The organism is Mesorhizobium sp. KR9-304, from assembly GCF_040049215.1.
Classification (GTDB): Bacteria; Pseudomonadota; Alphaproteobacteria; order Rhizobiales; family Rhizobiaceae; genus Mesorhizobium_K.
In genome coordinates, this window is the sequence record NZ_JBDZDN010000004.1 from 398,302 (window position 1) to 414,075 (window position 15,774).

The 15,774-nt window shown below is 62.6% G+C and carries 16 protein-coding genes; 11 read left to right on the plus strand and 5 right to left on the minus strand.

Annotated features, from left to right (window positions below):
• Positions 1–39: 39 nt before the first annotated feature.
• From ABLE71_RS21605 to ABLE71_RS21620, 4 genes are all read right to left on the minus strand, one after another.
• On the minus strand, positions 40–513 hold the full coding sequence (locus tag ABLE71_RS21605; protein WP_348785599.1) for a DUF302 domain-containing protein: 474 nt from the start codon (positions 511–513) through the stop codon (positions 40–42).
• Between the two features lie 113 nt (positions 514–626).
• Positions 627–1,817 (minus strand): MFS transporter, encoded by a 1,191-nt coding sequence (locus ABLE71_RS21610; RefSeq protein ID WP_348785600.1) that lies wholly within the window; start codon positions 1,815–1,817, stop codon positions 627–629.
• 85 nt (positions 1,818–1,902) lie between these two features.
• The gene (locus ABLE71_RS21615; RefSeq protein WP_348785537.1) at positions 1,903–2,403 is read right to left on the minus strand and encodes a cupin; all 501 of its coding nucleotides are present in this window, start codon (positions 2,401–2,403) and stop codon (positions 1,903–1,905) included.
• A gap of 139 nt (positions 2,404–2,542) precedes the next feature.
• Positions 2,543–3,460 carry a LysR family transcriptional regulator gene (locus tag ABLE71_RS21620; protein WP_348785538.1) on the minus strand — a complete coding sequence of 306 codons (918 nt, stop codon included), beginning with the start codon at positions 3,458–3,460 and terminating at the stop codon, positions 2,543–2,545.
• Positions 3,461–3,603: 143 nt separating this feature from the next.
• On the opposite strand from ABLE71_RS21620, the gene ABLE71_RS21625 reads away from it, so the two are divergent.
• The 9 genes from ABLE71_RS21625 to ABLE71_RS21665 all read left to right on the plus strand — a co-directional run bounded on the left by ABLE71_RS21625 (position 3,604) and on the right by ABLE71_RS21665 (position 12,405).
• Complete coding sequence (locus ABLE71_RS21625) at positions 3,604–4,434, plus strand: 3-hydroxybutyrate dehydrogenase (RefSeq protein WP_348785539.1); 831 nt, start codon at positions 3,604–3,606, stop codon at positions 4,432–4,434.
• A gap of 23 nt (positions 4,435–4,457) precedes the next feature.
• A complete protein-coding gene (locus tag ABLE71_RS21630; RefSeq protein WP_348785540.1) occupies positions 4,458–5,543 on the plus strand; it encodes a patatin-like phospholipase family protein in 1,086 nt (361 codons plus the stop codon).
• Positions 5,544–5,782: 239 nt separating this feature from the next.
• On the plus strand, positions 5,783–6,052 hold the full coding sequence (locus ABLE71_RS21635) for a DUF2282 domain-containing protein (RefSeq protein ID WP_348785541.1): 270 nt from the start codon (positions 5,783–5,785) through the stop codon (positions 6,050–6,052).
• Between the two features lie 39 nt (positions 6,053–6,091).
• A complete protein-coding gene (locus tag ABLE71_RS21640) occupies positions 6,092–7,105 on the plus strand; it encodes a DUF692 domain-containing protein (RefSeq protein ID WP_348785542.1) in 1,014 nt (337 codons plus the stop codon).
• Positions 7,092–7,880 (plus strand): DNA-binding domain-containing protein, encoded by a 789-nt coding sequence (locus tag ABLE71_RS21645; RefSeq protein WP_348785543.1) that lies wholly within the window; start codon positions 7,092–7,094, stop codon positions 7,878–7,880. The genes ABLE71_RS21640 and ABLE71_RS21645 overlap by 14 nt, the downstream gene beginning before the upstream one ends.
• 2 nt (positions 7,881–7,882) lie before the next feature.
• Positions 7,883–8,350 (plus strand): DoxX family protein, encoded by a 468-nt coding sequence (locus tag ABLE71_RS21650; RefSeq protein WP_348785601.1) that lies wholly within the window; start codon positions 7,883–7,885, stop codon positions 8,348–8,350.
• Positions 8,351–8,390: 40 nt separating this feature from the next.
• Positions 8,391–9,683, plus strand: coding sequence for an NAD(P)/FAD-dependent oxidoreductase (locus tag ABLE71_RS21655; protein ID WP_348785602.1), 1,293 nt, complete (start codon positions 8,391–8,393; stop codon positions 9,681–9,683).
• Between the two features lie 43 nt (positions 9,684–9,726).
• Positions 9,727–11,604: an adenylate/guanylate cyclase domain-containing protein gene (locus ABLE71_RS21660; protein WP_348785603.1), complete on the plus strand. Its 1,878-nt coding sequence runs from the start codon at positions 9,727–9,729 to the stop codon at positions 11,602–11,604.
• 93 nt (positions 11,605–11,697) lie between these two features.
• Entirely contained in the window at positions 11,698–12,405 is a 708-nt protein-coding gene (locus ABLE71_RS21665) for a peroxiredoxin-like family protein (protein WP_348785544.1), read from the plus strand.
• Here ABLE71_RS21665 and ABLE71_RS21670 read toward each other — a convergent pair.
• A complete protein-coding gene (locus tag ABLE71_RS21670) occupies positions 12,389–13,294 on the minus strand; it encodes a LysR family transcriptional regulator (RefSeq protein ID WP_348785545.1) in 906 nt (301 codons plus the stop codon). The two genes, ABLE71_RS21665 and ABLE71_RS21670, sit on opposite strands and share 17 nt — an antisense overlap.
• A 453-nt stretch (positions 13,295–13,747) precedes the next feature.
• On the opposite strand from ABLE71_RS21670, the gene ABLE71_RS21675 reads away from it, so the two are divergent.
• On the plus strand, positions 13,748–14,725 hold the full coding sequence (locus tag ABLE71_RS21675; RefSeq protein ID WP_348785546.1) for an ABC transporter permease: 978 nt from the start codon (positions 13,748–13,750) through the stop codon (positions 14,723–14,725).
• A 34-nt stretch (positions 14,726–14,759) separates the two neighbouring features.
• Positions 14,760–15,770 carry a sugar ABC transporter substrate-binding protein gene (locus ABLE71_RS21680; protein ID WP_348785547.1) on the plus strand — a complete coding sequence of 337 codons (1,011 nt, stop codon included), beginning with the start codon at positions 14,760–14,762 and terminating at the stop codon, positions 15,768–15,770.
• Positions 15,771–15,774: the final 4 nt, after the last annotated feature.

The window sequence follows — 15,774 nt, forward strand, 5'->3', positions numbered from 1 at the left end:
GAGAGGAGCGCTGGCCATCGGCGATGGCCAGCGTGTTGTTCATTTGCGGATCGCCGATGTCACGGACTCGATGACCTCGGTCGCCATCTTGAATTCCTTGTCGCGACTGGAGATGCCGTGGCGTTTGGCGATGTAGCCGAAGTCCGTATAGGCGGCATACACCGAACCGTCTTTGGTCTGGTACACGAGCACCCGGACTGGCCAATCGAGGCCGGCCTCGGGGTTGGCGGTGATGAACGTCGTGCCGAGCGCCGGGTTACCGAACATGACCAGTTTCGAAGGGGCGACCTTGTTGCCGGCGGCGTTGCCCAGCCTCGACTGGTCGATGACACCGAACAGCTTTATGCCCTTCTTGGCCACATCCTTCTTGATGCGCGCGACGGTCTCGGTGACTGAATAGCTGCTCTTCACCGTTACGACGCCGTTTGACGGATTGGCGCCGGCCGAGCTCATGGTCAGTGGGATCGCAATAGCCATCAGGCCCGCGACAAGTATGGATTTGAACGACTTCATTGCCATCTTCATTTCTCCTGATTGAGACCGGTCGGATGACCGAATGCGTTGAGTATGAAGCCGCAGCACGGGCTTGAATAATGCCGTTGCCGGCGTGAATCGATGAGTGCTGATTATCGCTCGGGAACATTCAGCAGCCGTGCGATCGCCGCCGCCAGCGCAAGCGCCGCCACAAGTACGACCACGCATGCCATCCAGCCCAACCGATCAAAGACCTGTCCCAGCACCAGGCTGCCGACGAGCCCGCCCGAATAATACGACGCAAGGTAGATTCCGCTCGCAACCGCCCGATCCCGCTTTGCCGTGCGACTGACATGGCCAGTGGCAATCGCCTGCGCGAGGAATGTGCCAACCGCCACCAAAGCGAGACCCGTGAGGACAACCCCCAAATTCGTGCTGAGGAGGGCTATCACGCCCGCGATGGCAAGCCCAAGCGTGATGGCGATGCCCTTGCCTGGGCCGACCCGCATGGCCACGCGTGCGGCCAGCGGAGTGGTCAACATGGATGGCAGGAACACCAGATAGACCAGACCCAGCGCCATCGGCGAGAGTGATAACGGCTCTGCCACCAGGTGAAAATTCACGTAGGTATAGGTGCCGATGAACACGAACAGGATCAGGAAGCCTATTGCAAACGTGATCCTCAATTCGCGATGCGCCAGGTGAGCCTTCCATGCGCCGACCGACGATGCCGTACCCATGGAAACGGACATTGACCGCTCCGTCTTCTTCAGTGCGAAGAAGACAAGAACTCCGCCGGCGATGTTCAGGGCCGCGAAGGTGACGAAATTGATTGGCACGCCGAAGGAATCCGCCACGGCGGCGGAGAGAATGCGGCCGAAGAAATTGCTTGCGACATTGCCGGTCACATAGGCTGCAAGCGCACCTGTCGCCATCGATGGAGAAAAATGCTCCGCAAGGTAGGCGACCGTCAGGGTGAAGGCGGCGGACATGCAGAGGCCCTGCGCGATCCTCAGCATTGCGAAGACGGCGATGTTGTCGGTGATGGAGAGCAGGAGTGTCGGGATCGCCAGAACGACTAGGCTCATCCAGATTCCGTTCCGGCGATCAATATCCCGGGCAAATAGCGCGATCGCCAATCCGGATACGGCCATGCCGAAGGTGCTCGCATTGACGGCAAATCCCATGGTCGCACGGCTGACGCCGAATCGCTCGACCAGCGAAGGCAGGATCGCCTGCGCCGCAAACAGATCGACCAGCGTCAGGAAGGCGATCAGTGTTATAAGGGCAAACCGCGCGGTGTCGGCGGCAATCGTGCGGGCGTTCCGCACGGCCGGATCCATGATCGTCATCTGAAATCTCCAGGCCAAGGCGCTCCCGGCTGCTGAGACGGCCGGGAGCGGTGTTGCTGTGGGGAGGATGCGGCGCCTACATCGCCTCGTCGTGATCAGCCTCGGGCGATACGATGTCGGCCGAATAGAGCACGGCGACGCTGCTGCCGTTGTTTTTCCACCAGTGCGACAGGGCGCCGAATTCCGCCGTCACCTCGCTCGTCTTGTGCTCGATCGGCACCTTGCAGGTGCTGCGGTACTCCGTGATCGAACCTTCGACGACGAGGATGCTCGCCGGACGCGCCTCGTGCGAATGCCACGGCACCACGCCGCCCGGCTGCACGACAAGCTTGCGCATGCGCAGCATGCTGCCCTTCCATGCATCCCCCTTCGAGGAAAGGTCGATCGACGAAAGCACGTCGTCGGTCACGCCGGACGGCATGGTGGCGCCCGGCTCCATGGCATTCTGCGCAACCTGGTCGGCGGGGCATTCGCCGGCGAAGGCCGGGCCAGCCTGGATAGCGGCAGCGCCGGCGAGCACGCCGAGCACCACGGCGATGTCGAACTTGGCGCGGCGGGCAGTCAGTTTCAAAGTCATGAGCTTTCTCCTTTGTCGACCCCGGCCGGACGGCCCTCGGGGCAATGGAGAAAGTCTGCGCGCCTGCGGCTTCCAAGAGAAATGCCAGGTGCTTCTGAAATCGATAGCCTAGCGGTATGGCAGGTGTGACGCGACCAGCTCAGGCTGCCGGCGACAGCCTGAGCTGCGGCTGCGCGCCGCCTTCCGCCCAGTTGTAGGATTTGACGGCGCTGACGAAAGTGGAGACCGCCGGCGAAAAACGGCGACCCGCAACGGTGACCAGCGAGATCTCTCGCACGACCTCTGGATCGGTCACCGCACGCACCTGCAGACCTGGGATCGCCGCGCTGTATTCTGGCAGGAAGCAGATGCCAAGACCGCCGACCACCATATTCTGGATCCAGTCTTCCCGTTCGCTGGAGTAGGACACATGCAGGTTCACGCCCCGCGCATTGCATATGTCCGACAGGTGATCCCAGTATTCGCAGTTCATGCGGCGCAGATAGATCTCGCCGTCGATCGCCTCGACAGGCACGACATCGAGCTGGGCAAGGCGATGTCCTGGCGGGAATGCCAGCATGAAGCGCTCGCGAAACAGCGGCGTAACGTCGAAACGCTCCGGAAAGCGCTCGCTGGAGGCCATTATGGCGACATCTATCTCGCCGGTCTCCAGCAGGTTGGACAGCCGGTCCGGAACTCCTTCGACCAACTGCAACTGAATGCCCATGTGTCTGCGGTTGAACTCGGTAAGCAGGCCGGTGAAGCGCCGCGGACCGATGGTGCACATGATGCCGACCTTGAGGTTGGCATCATTCATGCAGAGGAAGCGTGAGGCTTCCTGACGTGCGCCGGACAGCTCGTCGAGCACCTGTTGGAAGCGGGGCCTCAGCAGCGCGCCGAGATCGGTGATGTGGGTCAGGTTGCGCTCACGGCGCAGCAACAGCCCTCCGACCTCGTCCTCGAGCTGCTGGATCGCCCTGCTCAGCGCCGGCTGGGTGACATGACATCGTTCTGCGGCACGCGTGAAGTTTCGCGTTTCACAGACGGCCAGGAAATAACGGATGTGATGTATGTCCATGGCCGTTTCTAGCGCGCCAACGCGCGCGGCGCACAATGCAATTCGTGAATGAATACGATGCCCGACCGGCATTTCAGTCTCCGGCGCATGGCAGGCAGAGTCTCGTCAGATACCGCGTCGATGCGGCCAGATTGGAGACAGAAATGCTCACTATCAACAAATCCGAACCAATGCTTCAGACCGGTCGGCGACCACTCGAAGGCAGAACCGCGATCGTAACCGGCTCGACCAGCGGCATCGGCCTGGGCATTGCCCGCGCGCTTGCGACGAGCGGCGCCGCGGTCATGCTGAACGGATTTGGCGATCCGATGGAGATCGAGCGCCAGCGCATCGAGCTTGCCGACGAGAACGATGTCGATATCGCATATGACAGCGCCGACATGTCCAGCCGCGACGCCATCCACCTGATGGTCGAGCGCGCGGTCGCGCGATTCGGCCAGGTGGACATCGTCGTCAACAACGCTGGTATCCAGCATGTCGCGCCAATCGGCGAATTCCCCCAGGCAAAGTGGGACGCGATCCTGTCGATAAATCTCACTGCCGCCTTTCATCTCACCCAGGCGACGTTCGAACAGATGGCCGCGCGCGGCTATGGTCGCGTCATCAACGTCGCGTCGGCGCACGGCCTCATCGCGTCGCCCTTCAAGTCCGCTTATGTGGCGGCCAAGCACGGCATGATCGGCCTGACCAAGGTCGTGGCGCTGGAGGGGGCGGAGCGCGGCGTCACAGCGAACGCCATTTGTCCCGGCTACGTCTGGACGCCGCTTGTCGAGAAACAGATCGACGATCAGGCGAAGTCGCACAACATCGCGCGCGACGCGGTGATCCGCGACGTTTTCCTGAAGGACCAGCCGACCCGGCGTTTCGCCACTGTCGAGGAACTGGGAGCGCTTGCCGTCTTCCTCTGCACCGACGCGGCAGCATCCATCACCGGTACGGCGTTGCCGGTCGACGGCGGTTGGACCGCCCACTGAACGGCATGATCGGAGCAAAACCCATGAACAAGCACGCCGACGTTCTGGAAATGACGGAACCTCACGCCGAACCGGACATGCGCGCGCCGGCGCGCGGCAGGCGGACGCTCAACCTTGCGCTCCAGGGCGGCGGCGCCCACGGCGCCTTTGCATGGGGCGTGCTCGACCGGCTGCTCGAGGAGGACAAGCTGTCCTTCGACGGCGTGGTCGCGACCAGCGCCGGCGCGATGAACGCCACCGTCCTGGCCTACGGACTGGTCGAGGGAGGCCGTCGCGGCGCTCAGAAGGCGCTTGCCAACTTCTGGCGGCGTGTCAGCCATGCATCCGCGTTCAGCCCGCTGCAGCCTAGCTTGCTCGACCGCGCGACCGGTCAGCGCTCGTTGGAGTTTTCACCAGCCTTCATGATGTTCGACATGGTGACTCGGCTGATGTCGCCCTACCAGTTCAACCCGATGAACTTCAACCCGCTGCGCGGAGTGCTCGAACAGTCGGTCGATTTGGACGCTGTTCGCGCCGCCCGCTGTTCGCTGAAGCTCAACATCTGCGCGACCAACGTACGCACCGGCAAGATAAAGGTTTTCGCCAACGACGAAATCTCGATCGATGCGATCATGGCGTCGGCCTGCCTACCGTTCCTCTTCCAGGCCGTCGAGATCGACGGCGAGGCCTATTGGGACGGCGGCTACATGGGCAATCCGGCGATCTTTCCGCTTATCTATTCGTGCGGCACTCCGGACGTTCTTGTCGTTCACATCAACCCCATCGAGCGTACGGAACTGCCGCACTCGGCGATGGAGATCCTCAATCGCATCAACGAGATCAGTTTCAACTCATCATTGCTGCGCGAGATGCGGGCCATCGCCTTCGTCACCAAGCTGATCGATTCTGAAGCCGGCAAGAATCTCGACCTGAAGCGCATCTTCGTACACGGGGTCTCCGACGACGAAACGATGAGGAAGCTCAGTGTTTCCAGCAAGCTGAACGCCGACTGGGGCGCACTGACTGACCTGCGCGACCGTGGCCGCGCCAAGGCCGATGAATGGATCGAAGCGAACTACAACCATATCGGCAAGCGATCGACGGTCGACATACACCAGGCCTATCTCTGAATTCCCTGGCGCCGGCATCCATCGCCCCTTCTGGATGCAGGCTGAAGGATCGGCACGCCTCTGCCGGTCCTTGACGGCCCTCCGGTTCACCCCGCCGGAGGGCCCTTTTTCATGCACCACCCGCGGATAGCGCGGACCTATCGAAACGATGCCGACACAGCATTTCAGTGCGAGCTGCGGATGGAGGACAGTGCCTGGACGGCAGATCGCCGATCAACGCAAAACAAAGGAGATTTGTGATGTTCAACACCCGGACTCTCATCGGATCAGCGCTCGCCGCGGCGACCTCGCTCGGCGCTGCCGGAGCATTGGCCGGCCCGGCCGCACAGCCCGAATTCTCGTTCGAAAAGTGCTACGGCGTGGTCAAGGCGGCACAGAATGACTGCCAGACGGCGACGCATTCCTGCGCCGGCACGTCGACCGCCGACAACCAGCCCGACGCCTGGATCTATGTGCCCGCCGGCACCTGCGCCAAGCTCGCCGGCGGCAGCACCGAGCCCAAAGCCTGACCTACTCCCCCGCAAGAAGAAGCCCCAAGGAGCAGACCGATGTCTGGCACGTTCCCTCCCCTCGCCATACCCAACGCGGCAGGCATCGGTCTCAGATCCGCTCACATTGCGGGAATGCTCAGCAAGCGGCCATCGGCCGGCTGGCTTGAAGTGCACGCGGAAAACTACATGGGAAATTCCGCCGCGGTCGACGCACTGGAAACTCTGCGCGAAATCTATCCGTTGTCGGTACATGGCGTCGGGCTTTCGCTGGGGAGCGCCGGCGGCCTCGATCCCGATCACCTGGAGCGTCTACGCCGTGTGTGCGAACGCTTCCAGCCGGATCTGGTCTCCGAGCATCTAGCCTGGAGCGTCGCCGACGGCGCGTATCTGAACGATCTGTTGCCGCTTCGCTACGACGAGACGGCGCTCGCTATCGTGGCGCGCAACGTCGATCATCTGCAGATGACGCTGAAGCGTCAGGTGTTGATCGAGAATCTGTCGGCCTACATCGCCTTCGCCGACTCCACGATGACCGAGGGGGAATTCCTCGCCGCACTGGTGCGGCACACGGGTTGCGGCCTGCTGCTCGACGTGAACAACGTTTACGTGTCGGCCCACAACCTCGGTTTCGACGCCACAGCGTTCATCGACAAGCTTCCCGCCGATGCGATCGGCGAAATCCACCTCGCAGGCCATGCGGTCAACGAGGTCGGTGAGGACACGGTGCTGATCGACGATCACGGCTCGCGCGTGCCACCAGCCGTCTGGTCCCTCTACACCGCGGCGATAGAGAAGCTCGGCCGCCGGCCCACGCTCATCGAATGGGACAGCGACGTTCCGCCGCTCGATGTGCTGCTTGGCGAGGCCATGTGGGCCGACATGTTGGCGCAACTCGTCGAGTTCCGCGTCCGGCCGCGTCCGACCCGCATCCCCGCGACGCGGAGCATGGCGCTGAAGAACGAAGCCGCGCATCCCGTCCGCATGCCGGTGCTTGCGGCCTTCGAGACTATCAAGCCCAACCGGCATGTTCAGGACTATCAGTTCAGGAGGAACAATCATGCTCTCGCTTGAAGGCTTGCAGAAGGCTGTCGCACGTTCCGTGCTCGGTCATGCCGCGCTTGGCCTGTCGCCGCTTATGGCGTCTGGCGCGGCCGATCCCTATCGCCGTATGCGCATCTACCAGAACAACACCCGGTCGACGTTGACCGCGACTCTGAAGACGGTCTTTCCCGTGACGGTGCGGCTGGTCGACGAGCGCTTCTTCGGTTACGCCGCGAACGAATTCATCCGCACCAATCCACCGAATGAGCCACGGCTCGTTCGGTACGGCGCCGACTTTCCCGCCTTCCTGCGGACGTTCAAGGGACTCGAGGATCTTCCCTTCGTTTCCGAGGTCGCGCGTCTTGAGTGGGCGATCGCGGAGGCGCTCGATGAGGCGTCTTTGCCTGCGGTGCCGATCGCCGCGCTGAATGGCAACGCCGCCGAGACTCCGGAACTGGTTTTGCAGCCGTCGTTGCGCCTAGTGATTTCGCACTGGCCGGTGCTGGCGATCTGGTCGGCGCACCAGGACGGGGGAGCCCCGACGTGTGGATGGCATCGCAGGCCGGAGCGCATCGCGCTGTGGCGCACCGGCGACAACATCCGTTTCTCAAAGCTTTCCGGAGCCGAGTTTTCGTTCCGCTACTCGCTCGCACACGGCCACGGCCTCGACAAGGCCGTCTCCCGAGCCCTCACGCATGAGCCGATGTTCGATTTGACGGGCTCGCTCGTCCGCCTCTTTGGCGACGGCCTCGTGTCACGCGTTCGTTTCGATGACTTCCACCAGATCGAAGGATTGCCGCAATGACCATGATCAATCACATGCCGGCGTCTGGTCTCGCCGCCATGATCGTCCGTTACCGCCGCCTCGTCGCATATGCCGACGCGATCCCGCTATCGCTCGCTCAACTCGCCGGTCGAGTGGCGGTCGGCCTTGTATTCTGGCAGTCGGGGCAGACGAAACTGGCGTCCTGGCCGGTTACCCTGCAGCTCTTCGCCTACGAGTACAGGCTTCCCATTATCGATCCCGCTGTGGCCGCTCCACTCGCCACGGGAGCGGAAATCCTGGGTTCGCTGCTGCTGATTACGGGTCTCTTCGCCCGCTTCGGAGCGCTTGTCCTGCTCGGGGTCACGGCAACAATCCAGATTTTCGTCTTCCCATCGCATTGGGCCGAACATCTGCTCTGGGCGTCTGTCCTGCTTCTCGTACTTGCACGCGGCGCGGGAGCCGTGTCGCTCGACAAAGTCGCCTGCACACTCGCCGGACACAGAGGCTGACATGCTGCGCAAGGCGATCGAGGAGAGGATTGTGGCGCCGATGCTGGCAAGCGCACTGGGCGCCGGCCACAAGCGCGCGCAACCGCGCCGTCCCCGTGTGGTGATCGTGGGGGCGGGCTTCGGTGGACTGAACACGGCGCTGGGCTTGCGCAATGCCAATGTCGACGTGACCGTCATCGACCGCCGCAACTACCATCTGTTCCAGCCGCTACTCTATCAGGTGGCGACGGCGGGCCTCTCGCCTTCGCAGATCGCAACGCCCATCCGGCGCATCCTGGCCTCGCAGAAGAACGTTACCGTGCTGCTGGAGAAGGTCGAAGACGTGGATGCGCAGGGCCGCCGCGTCATCACCGAGAATCGCACGGTCGCCTACGACCACCTGGTGATCGCGACCGGCGCGCGGCATGCCTATTTCGGACATGACGAATGGGAGGATGCCGCTCCCGGTCTGAAGTCAATCGGCGACGCTACCGAAATCCGTGCCAGGATTTTGACGGCGTTCGAGAAGGCCGAGGTCGCCGAGGAGGAAGAGGAGCGTCGCAAGCTGCTGACCTTCGTTGTGGTCGGCGGCGGCCCCACAGGCGTGGAGCTCGCCGGCGCCATCACCGAGCTGGCGCGCAAGGCGATCGCCGAGGACTTTCGCAACATCGACGCGCGCAGCGCTCGCGTCGTGCTTGTTGAAGCCGGCGACCGGCTGCTGGCGACATTTCCAGCGGCGTTGTCGACATCGGCGCGAAAGCAGCTCGAGCGGCTCGGCGTCGAGGTGAGGCTCGGGCGTGCGGTTGTGCGCTGCGGCGTCACCGGTGTATCGCTTGCCGATGGCAGCGAGATACTATCTTCCTGCGTCCTCTGGGCCGCCGGCGTTATGGCGTCGCGCGCCGCCAAATGGCTCGGCGTCCCAGCCGATCGCGCCGGCCGCGTCATCGTCAAGCCAGACCTCACGATCGAGAACTTCCCCGAGATTTTCGTTATCGGAGACACCGCGTCGGTGAAGGACGCCAACGGCCGCTTTGTTCCGGGAGTCGCCCCGGCGGCCAAGCAGATGGGCCGCTACGTTGCTCGGGCGATTCGAGCGCGGATGGCAGACACGCGTCCGGAACCCTTCCGCTACGCTGACTTCGGAAACCTCGCAACCATCGGTCGCAGCGCCGCTGTCGCGGATCTCGGACGCGTGCGGCTGAGCGGCCTGCCTGCCTGGTTGCTCTGGAGCTCGGCACATCTCTGGTTTTTGGTCGGTTTCAGGAACCGCATCGCGGTGTTTCTCGATTGGATTTGGGCCTATGCAACATTCGACCGTAGCGCGCGCCTCATCACCGGCCGGCAAGAACGATAGGCCTTCATTGCCGCGCGTTGCGCTGGGCAAAGCCGTCACCGCGATGCTGCTCGTCGCGGTCCTGGCGACGGCGGCCTTCGTACATTTTACCTGGCAACGAACTGCCCACGAAAATGTCGAGCAAATCGTTTCGCAGCTCGACGCGCAGCGCGCGTCCGCCGTCCGGGGAGAGTTGTCCTCGACCTTTTCGCTGCTTGCGAGTTCTGCGGAGATCGTGCGCTCGATCCTCTTCCAGGGGACGATAAAGGCCGACGACGAGGTGAAGCGCGAGTTCCTGTTCCTTTCGCTGATGCGCGAGCAGCCGGCGATCGGTTGGATCGGCTTCGGCTTTCCAGATGGCCGCTTCTTCGGTTCGCATGCTGCGCCCAACGGTAAGATCGAAATGGTGGAGATCGGCGCTGCCGCTGCCAGCATACCACGTTCTCTGCGGCGCGACATCTACAAGCCGCTGCCCGGCGACATCATGTTCGAACAGCGCATCCACTCCAAATCCGCTTACGTGCCCGGAGGCGCAGCATGGTATCGCAAGGCGCGCGACGCCGGCGAGGCTGTCTGGAGCGTCGTCGACATCTTGCCGAGCGGCTTCGAGCCGTCGGTCGTCGTATCGCGAAAAGTCGAACTCTACGGAGAATATCAGGGCGTCGTCATGGTCTCGATGAGCCTGCGTCGGCTCTCCGACACACTCGCCGCACTCAATGGCGCCAGGCAAAGCAAGAGCTTCGTGTTGGACCGCGACCGCATGGTACTCGCCACTTCGGACGCGCTCGACGGTGTGATGGCAGCCCACCTCACCGATTTCCCTTCGTCCGACCTGCTTGCCCAGGCAGTCGAACTGTCAATCGACGGCAAGCGCGGCGATACATTCCGTTCGCTCATTCCTGGCGGCGCACTGGGACCGGTTTACGTATCCTCCGCTGGACTGCCATTCGAGGGCTGGCGGCTGTTGACTGCCATCCCGCGCGCGGCCTTCGCATCTGACATCGACCGCAACACACGCAGGGTCTATCTCGCCGTCACCGTGCTCGCTCTCGTGGCGGCGGCGATGGCGGCGCTCTTCGCCAACATTCTATTCGCTCGTCCAATCGCGCGCCTGTCCGTGCAGCTTCGCGCGGTCGAACGGTTCGCACTCGACGACGTGCGGCATGTCCCGACCTTCCTGGCCGAACTTGATGACTTCTCCCACGCGCTGAAGCGTATGGCTGGAGGTCTGTCCGCCTTCGCCAAATACATCCCGTCCGAAGTCGTCCGCCCTCTCGTCACTGGCGGATTAGCGCCGAAGCCCGGCGGCAAGCTTGCCGAAGTCACGGTCATGTTCGCCGACCTGCCGAGCTTCACCGAGCTAACCGAACGGCTTGGACCGGACGTCGAGCCCTACCTGACCAGTTTCCTCTCGCTTGCCGTCGCCGCCGTCCACGCGGAAGGAGGAACGGTCGACAAGTTCATCGGCGACGAGGTGATGGCCGTCTGGAATGCGCCCAACGACGTTCCCGACCACGCATACCGCGCCTGCCGCGCCGCCTCCGCCATCCGTGCGGCCATGCATGCGCTGCCGGCGATCTCAGCTGAGCGCGGGGATATCCGCGTCCGCATCGGCATCAACACGGGCACCGCACTGGTCGGTAACGTGGGGTCGAACGAGCGGCTGAGCTATACGGTTATCGGCGACACGGTCAATCTCGCCAGCCGTCTTGTCGGCGTCGCCAAGGAACGGGGCGTCGAGATCGTCGTCAGTGATATGACGGTCCAGCGGACCGACGGCGCTCTTCCGACTCTCGATCTCGGCAAGGCGCTGGTTCGGGGCAAGTCGGAGGCGGTCGGCATTCATACGCTTCTCGACTGGCCGGGCCGCCCCAAACCCATCCTCGGCATGCAGGCCGCCTTCCGGACCGGAACGGAAAAAGGACAAGCGGAGAACAGATAGTCGATGGTAATGGAAATCATGCCTGAAAAGCATCGTATTCAGGACGCCGCGGTAATGGTAATATCCGCAGGCATTGCAGGGCTGGGCTGACGCGTGTCGATTTCCCGCCAGTTCGAAACACTCGGCGCGGCGGTTCAGGCCGCCATGGAGACCGACGCGCCGCTCAACGAGCGCCTCTCCATGATCGCGAGCGCAGTAGCAACGCTTAACCCGAAATCCGGGACGACCATCGCGCGCACGATAGAACGCCTGACCACGGCCAATGCCGGCGCATCGGCGCCGGGGATCGGCGACCGCATGCCGCCATTCCTTCTACCCGACGAGAATGGACGATTGGTCAGCCTGTCGGGGTTGCTACGCGACGGCCCGGTCGTCGTCACCTTCCAGCGGGGGCACTGGTGTCCCTATTGCCGGGTCAGCACCGTCAGCCTCGTGGACATTCAGGACGAGGTTTCGCGCAGCGGCGCCCATATCGTCGCCATCTTGCCTGAGCGGCGGCGATTCACCACGCTGCTGAAGACAGCCACAGGCGCGCGCTTCCCATTCCTCACCGACATGGACAACGGCTACGCGCTGTCGCTTGGCCTCGTCATCTGGGTCGGGCTGGACATGGAGCGGATGTTTGTCGAAAGCGGCATAGACCTGCCGCAATACCAGGACAGCGAAAGCTGGTTCCTGCCCATACCGGCGACCTTCGTTGTCGGATCTGACGGCGTCATCGTGGCGCGCTATGTCGATCCCGACTGGCGCAGGCGGATGGAAATATCGGACCTTCTGTCGGCGATCAGGCACCTTCGCTGACGCCGAAGGCGGTCCAGTCCGCAGAGCGAAGCAAATTGAGGAGCGTCGTGGCCGCAGACGAGCGGTGACGCCCGGCGACGCCGAAAACCGATACCGTGCGGGTCAGTGCGATGTCGCGCAGCCGAACGCGCCGAGTTGTCGGCGACCGCAGTGAGGTCTTCGACACGATGCCGATCCCGCCGCTGCTCTCCAGCAGGGCAAGCAGGTCCTGCTCGGTCTCGACCTCGTGTGTGCTGCGGGCCGTTACGCCCTGCGAGAGGATGACGCGTGACAGTTCGCCGGCGTATTCGCATGCGAATCGACGCACCAGCGCTTCATCGGAAAGATCGCTGAGAGACACTTCTTCGACGTTGTCGCGGCTGAAACGATGGTTCAAGGCCACTGCCAGCTCGACCGATTCCTTGAACAGCGGCCAGCGGTCGAGCCGATCCCATTCCTGTGCGATCTCGCACGCGATCGCCACTTCGGCTTCGCCGCTGCGCAGGGCTTCCATCACCATGTCCGGCGTGCCCCGGTGGATCCTGAGCTGTATGCCCGGGTAGGCTCCGAACAGTTCTTTCAGCGCCCAGATCGCAAGTTCGATGTTGACGCCGTTCGAGATCGTCACGGCGAGCGGTGCGATCTCGTTTCCATGCACGGCCTTGGCGAGTGTCTTTGCGGAATTGGCCGCCTCGAGGCATTGCTGCAGCAGGGGCAGCATCCGCCGCCCGAGCTCGGTGAGGTGCGAATGGTTGCGCTCGCGCCGGATCAGCTCGCCGCCGAGCTCATCCTCGAGCTGCTTGATGGCGCGCGTCAGAGCAGGCTGCGTGACATGGCATTCGTCCGCAGCCTTCGTGAAATTCAATGTATCTGCCAAGGCCAGGAAATACCGGACCTGATGCATCTCCATGCACGTCACCCCTGCCGTGCTACCTGACGAGAAACTACGTCGGGCAAAGCCTTGTCGCAAGCCGGGTTGGGGGGCGGGCTTCCCCCGAGGCGCAATTCAGCCGATCCGCGAGGCTCATACGTCCGCTATCGATACTTTGAACACCCGAAACGGACATTCCGCATCCGTCTTCCGTAGGAACCACCGCTTTGCGCCTCGTGCAGCCTTGCGAAACTAGCTTCGCGGATCATCCGGAATCCGACATTCGCCGCTCCATATGACAATTTCCATCGAATTCCGGACTCAGCGGTCGGTGCTCGAGTGGCACCCAGACCAGAACATAACTGATATTCGGGCGATGGCTCTGTCCCTGTCCGGCTAAAGCGAGGATGTTTCAGGCTGGAGGACGCCGCACGACCATTTGATTTTGGACGGTGCCGGCGATGCACGCGAATGTGCCGAGGGAGGATAGTTATGGGAAAAGTGCGACTGTCGCAGGAGGGTGTGGTCTTTGCGCTCGCGGTGTTCCTGTTCGTCGCGTTCTCGCTGACGCTCAACAACTTCCTCACAAGCGGAAACCTGATCGCACTGGTGCGCAGCGTCGCCATACTCGGCATCCTCGGACTGGGGATGGGGCTGGTCGTGATTGGGAGAGGCATCGATCTCGCGATGGTCGCCACAATGGTCGTATCGCTGTCCTGGGTTCTATCCATGGCGCAAAGCGGCGTGCCGCTTGCAACCGCCCTGCTTCTCGGTGCCCTGCTTGCGCTTGGGATCGGCCTGCTCAGCGGAATCCTCGTAGCCTACGCCGACATACCAGCGATATTCACAACGCTCGCGATGGGACTGGTCGCATACGGCGCGGGACGCGCGTTTCTGTTCCAGATCGACGTCCAGAATACGCCCGCAGGCATCGAGTGGTTCAATTTCCTGGGCACCGGTATCGTGCTTGGAATTCCGATGCCGATCGTAGCGTTCGGCACGCTGGCGGCACTCCTTGCCGCAGTCCTGCGCTATACGCGCTTTGGCCGCTTTGTGTATGCGGCGGGCGACAATGCGGTGGCGGCGCGCATCACGGGGATCCCGCTTCGGCCGCTGATCGTCGTACAGTATGTGATCACCTCGATGATCGCCTTCCTGGCTGGCGTCGTCATGGCGGCCGCGGTCTCCAGCATGAGCACGCGCGTCTACAACTCCACCATGATCTATGACGTGCTTCTGGTGGTGGTTTTGGGAGGCATAAGCCTGAGCGGCGGTCGTGGCGGCGTTCGCAATGTCCTCGTGGGCACGCTTCTTGTAGGCGTGCTGCTCAACGGGATGACCATCCTCGACATCACCTACACCACTCAGAACCTGGTTAAGAGCCTGATCCTTTTGCTCGCGATCACGGTCGACAGTTTCATCAATCCCCGCGACGAACAGACATCCCAGCAAAGCCAAGGGGACATCTAAACCGCATTTTCATGGATCAAAACGGGAGGAACCAATGACGATCCGAAAACTCTTGACCGCCGGACTTATAGCCCTGGGCATGGCGATGCCGACAATCGCCTCGGCCGATGATGGCTTGGACAATCCCTCGCGCAATCCGTTCTACGACGGGTTGAAAGGCAAGCGCGTGGTCTTCATCCCACTCGCAATGGGCTTCGACCTCACCGAGGGGTGGGCCGCCATCATGCGCAAGCAGGCCGAGGATCTCGGCTACACTCTGGAAATCCGCGACCCGAACTGGAGCACTGATGCCGGGACGCGTGCGCTGACCGCGCTCATCGCCGACAAGCCCGATCTGATCATCGCGCACAATCCCGATGTGCAATCCTACGCCCGCCTGTTGAAGCGTGCGATGGACGCCGGGATCAAGGTGATCCAGCTCAATCTGGAATCCGTCGTTCCGACAGACGCCTATGTCGGTGCGGATTGGGCGCGGGTTGGCTACATACAGGCAGACGTTCTGGTCAAGCAATGCGGCACTGGCTCAGGCAAGTCCGGCAAGATCGCTATCGTGCGCGGGCAGCCGACCGCGGCCTCCGATCTCTACGAGCTTTATGCCTACAAGCAGACCTTCGCGAAGGATCCGGCGATCCAGATCGTTTCCGAGCAGGCGGCCCAATACGATCCCGCCAAGGCCCGTGCGATCATGGAGACGGTCCTGCAGCAGCACCCCGATCTCTGCGGCGTGGTCGGCAACTGGGACAACCAGGACATCGGCGCCGGCGCCGCAATCCAGGCTGCCGGAAAGGCCGACGACATCTATGTCGTGACCTCGGGCGGCGGCAACCAGATCGGTTGCGACAACATCGAGAAAGGTCTTCTCGACATGATCATCAGCTACGACGTGCCTCTGCAGGGCAACGCCATCAATCAGCAGATCGCGCAGACCCTGCTTGCGCCAGCCGCGGCAGGAGAGTCGCAGACCGCGTACTACACCCCGCTCACTCCGCTCACGAAGGACAATATCGGCCCACGCAACTGCTGGAATCTTGAGCAGCTGAAGTAAGCCG

Excerpts from the sequence above, each read along its gene's own strand:
- ABLE71_RS21605 (WP_348785599.1), bottom strand. The coding sequence starts at position 513 with ATGAAGTCGTTCAAATCCATACTTGTCGCGGGCCTGATGGCTATTGCG.
- ABLE71_RS21610 (WP_348785600.1), bottom strand. The coding sequence starts at position 1,817 with ATGGATCCGGCCGTGCGGAACGCCCGCACGATTGCCGCCGACACCGCG.
- ABLE71_RS21615 (WP_348785537.1), bottom strand. The coding sequence starts at position 2,403 with ATGACTTTGAAACTGACTGCCCGCCGCGCCAAGTTCGACATCGCCGTG.
- ABLE71_RS21620 (WP_348785538.1), bottom strand. The coding sequence starts at position 3,460 with ATGGACATACATCACATCCGTTATTTCCTGGCCGTCTGTGAAACGCGA.
- ABLE71_RS21625 (WP_348785539.1), top strand. The coding sequence starts at position 3,604 with ATGCTCACTATCAACAAATCCGAACCAATGCTTCAGACCGGTCGGCGA.
- ABLE71_RS21630 (WP_348785540.1), top strand. The coding sequence starts at position 4,458 with ATGAACAAGCACGCCGACGTTCTGGAAATGACGGAACCTCACGCCGAA.
- ABLE71_RS21635 (WP_348785541.1), top strand. The coding sequence starts at position 5,783 with ATGTTCAACACCCGGACTCTCATCGGATCAGCGCTCGCCGCGGCGACC.
- ABLE71_RS21640 (WP_348785542.1), top strand. The coding sequence starts at position 6,092 with ATGTCTGGCACGTTCCCTCCCCTCGCCATACCCAACGCGGCAGGCATC.
- ABLE71_RS21645 (WP_348785543.1), top strand. The coding sequence starts at position 7,092 with ATGCTCTCGCTTGAAGGCTTGCAGAAGGCTGTCGCACGTTCCGTGCTC.
- ABLE71_RS21650 (WP_348785601.1), top strand. The coding sequence starts at position 7,883 with ATGATCAATCACATGCCGGCGTCTGGTCTCGCCGCCATGATCGTCCGT.
- ABLE71_RS21655 (WP_348785602.1), top strand. The coding sequence starts at position 8,391 with ATGCTGGCAAGCGCACTGGGCGCCGGCCACAAGCGCGCGCAACCGCGC.
- ABLE71_RS21660 (WP_348785603.1), top strand. The coding sequence starts at position 9,727 with ATGCTGCTCGTCGCGGTCCTGGCGACGGCGGCCTTCGTACATTTTACC.
- ABLE71_RS21670 (WP_348785545.1), bottom strand. The coding sequence starts at position 13,294 with ATGGAGATGCATCAGGTCCGGTATTTCCTGGCCTTGGCAGATACATTG.
- ABLE71_RS21675 (WP_348785546.1), top strand. The coding sequence starts at position 13,748 with ATGGGAAAAGTGCGACTGTCGCAGGAGGGTGTGGTCTTTGCGCTCGCG.
- ABLE71_RS21680 (WP_348785547.1), top strand. The coding sequence starts at position 14,760 with ATGACGATCCGAAAACTCTTGACCGCCGGACTTATAGCCCTGGGCATG.